This is a genomic window from Xanthovirga aplysinae (assembly GCF_009711365.1).
Taxonomy (GTDB): Bacteria; Bacteroidota; Bacteroidia; order Cytophagales; family Cyclobacteriaceae; genus Xanthovirga; species Xanthovirga aplysinae.
This window is the reverse complement of the sequence record NZ_SMMB01000619.1, coordinates 1-2,798: the sequence shown is the minus strand read 5'-3', so window position 1 is coordinate 2,798 and position 2,798 is coordinate 1. Positions and strand designations below refer to the sequence as shown.

Below are 2,798 nucleotides of genomic sequence, written 5' to 3'. Positions count from 1 at the left end.
TATTGTATTTAAAAAACAAAAAGAAGCCAACTATTTGATGAGCTGGATGGCTCAGGCAGACATGCGTAAAAATGGGCATATCCATTTTTCTGGCCAAGAGAGTGCTGGAGTTCTGTACAAGCAAGAATTTTGGGATGCCTATTGCATAGGTTATAAGGAAACTTTTTGGAATGATTCGGCTGAACCAATGGCTGTACGCTTAACCTTTGCTGCTGGTATTATACGCAACAACATAGGAGCTACCTTTAAACAGAGCTGGCATGTAACTGACCTGGGAGCTTTGGTTACTATGGGAATACCTAAAGCAGCAACTCCTAAAGAAAAAGAAGAAGAAAGCACAGGGGGAAAACTAAATGGAATATTTTTTACCGATTTGGAAGGCAATACAATTGAAGAGATGGAAAGTAGCCAAAAGGTAATACTTGTTATAGAAAGTCAAAGCAAAGAAGGCCATAACCTGGAGATCGGACTGGAAAATGAAAAATATAACTTCAAATACAAGGGCACGGAACTAATCGATGGGAAAATACAGAACTATACTATTCAATCGGCCCGTGACCAATTAGAGTTGGAAGTAATAAGAAAGGAGAATTAAAATGGCAAAAGAACGCAAAACAGAGAAAACAACGGTTAGGGTATCAGCATATGATCCGGATCACCACCAAAGAGCAGGGGTATCCTTGGATATCATGGAGGATGTACCCCGTGTTGTAGAAAAAGAATTCAAAGAAGACCCGGAAGATTTTATGAAGAGACACATAATTATCTTTAACTATACCGAGGGTTTCAAAAAGAAATACCCCAACACATCCGTAGAGTTCTCTAAAGCTGTTGGGGAGATAGAAATGGCAAGCCAGTTAAAAAATTGGATGATTGCCAATAATGAATCTTTGAATTTTTACCTCGAAGAATCAGAGAAAGAATCCGCCGATGGGAAAACAATCTATTACCCAATTCCTGCAATAGATAAATTGAGTGATGCTAAAATAAAAGAGCTCTTTAAGAAAGGGGGCGGTGCTTTAGCCAATGCGGATGCCTTGGCAGCGAATTTAAAAACTGAAAAAAAGGATATAGATGAAGAAAGAGCTAGTCATATTCGGGCCAATTATGCACCTTATTATTTTGCCACCCCCATTGAACCATGGGACAATGTGGGTAGTACTATTGTTGATCCCAACGATACTGATTTTGTTTTTACAGATGCAATGAACGGCTGTGCTTGGGCTATAACAAAGGTGGATGCGGATGAAAACAAATTTGAAGGTTGGCATTTCCAAAGTGCATCTGACAATTGGGCCAAGGCCTCCAAATTTATGGGCACAAAAAGAGTAAGAGATTGGTTTGGGCCAGGGGAATATTATTTTGAAGAGGAAGAAGAAAAGGGAGAAATATCCTTAGCAGGAACAAATATAATCTGGAAGCGGGATGAAGGGCAGTGGGAAATGTTGAGTCAATTAAACGAAGTTCCAATAGGTGAAACGGTTTTAAATACTACTTTCAAAAGTTTTGAGGCTCGCGATTTAAATGTTATAAACGACCTATCTGAAGCTGATCTTAGTGAATTGCATGAAAAACTCCTAAATGAGCGAAAAGAAAGACTGCAAAATGAAGAAATTAATCCTATAAATAAGAAACTTTCATCCTTTAGCGTAGACTTCCAAAAATTTTTTGATTTGTTCGGCAAAATAAAATTTAATGATGATTCATTAGATAAAGGTGAAGTTGGAGAAATTAATAAAATCTCTGAGAATGTAAGCCAAGAAAATACGGTTAATACAAAAAATATAATGTTGTTTAACAAGCTAGCTGGATTTAAAGAAACAATTGGGAGTATGAAGAAGGGTTTTTTTGGGGGGTATGATAAAGAGGAGGTTAAAGATCTAAAAAGTAAGCTTAAAGAAGCCATGTCCAACCTACATCATTCTATTGTAAATATGATAGAAGGAGTTTCAAAGACTGAAATAACTTACGAGTTTCCCACTGAGGACCTGGTTTCAAACTTAAAAGAAATACAAATATATTGTTATATCTTCGAAAACTTCGTTGATGGTGGTAAAATAACTCCATTAATAGATGAGATAAAAAAACCTAATAGGGTAAAAAGAACAATAGATGAAAGGGAAAGAAATTTTGAGGAAGAAAAGAAAGAATTATTCCCTTAAAAGGTAGCTGTAAAAACTTATTCTGACAGTCATAAATAACCAATTTTTAACAACAAAGTATGCCCATAACTTTGGATTGGCTAGGGGGAGTGAAGTAGAGAAATAAATTAGAGATACTCCTACTTGTTGAGACAACTAAGAGCCCTTATTTTCATAAATGTGGTAAACAAGAAAAATGGACAGAAGGTACAAGGTAAGTGGGGAACAGATACAAATGGGATATCCTACAGGAATACCTTTACCTTTTTTCATAATTGCCCTTGTGTCAGAATTAAGTATCAAAAACTGTCCGTATGCTTGTAAACTAGTGTTAGGAGTGAATAAGGATGGGAAGTGATTTTCATTTCCACTTTCGGCCTAGAAGGAATGAATTACTAATCAAAAATTGAAATAAATCGGCTCTTTTTATTTTCCTATTTACTTCCACTTCACAGATGGGTGGAACTAAAAAACCGGCTCTAGATTGGAGCCGGTTTTAGGGATTTTTTTTATATTGACTAACAGATATTATTAAGACATGTAAGGCCGGGTTCACATTCTGCTCCACCTTTAACTGTATTTTCTTTTCCTTTTTCCAGAGAAGTCACAAAACTTTCCAATTTAATCTGATCCAGTTTTAATTTTTTCTTTTTCATA

At 36.0% G+C, this 2,798-nt stretch carries 3 protein-coding genes; 2 read left to right on the top strand and 1 reads right to left on the bottom strand.

All coding sequences use genetic code 11. From position 1 onward, the window contains the following. Positions 1-595 (top strand): type VI secretion system tube protein TssD (gene tssD / locus E1171_RS23575; protein ID WP_281347198.1); only part of this gene is annotated, 595 nt, incomplete at its 5' end. Between the two features lies 1 nt (position 596). Continuing rightward, complete coding sequence (locus E1171_RS03345) at positions 597-2,162, top strand: hypothetical protein (protein ID WP_155204065.1); 1,566 nt, start codon at positions 597-599, stop codon at positions 2,160-2,162. A 497-nt stretch (positions 2,163-2,659) separates the two neighbouring features. On the opposite strand, the gene E1171_RS24890 is transcribed toward E1171_RS03345, so the two are convergent. Further along, entirely contained in the window at positions 2,660-2,797 is a 138-nt protein-coding gene (locus E1171_RS24890) for a pinensin family lanthipeptide (RefSeq protein WP_222931368.1), read from the bottom strand. Position 2,798 lies beyond the last annotated feature (1 nt).

Bases quoted from the DNA above. Each gene is read 5' to 3' on its own strand.
- E1171_RS03345 (WP_155204065.1), top strand. From the start codon at position 597: ATGGCAAAAGAACGCAAAACAGAGAAAACAACGGTTAGGGTATCAGCA.
- E1171_RS24890 (WP_222931368.1), bottom strand. From the start codon at position 2,797: ATGAAAAAGAAAAAATTAAAACTGGATCAGATTAAATTGGAAAGTTTT.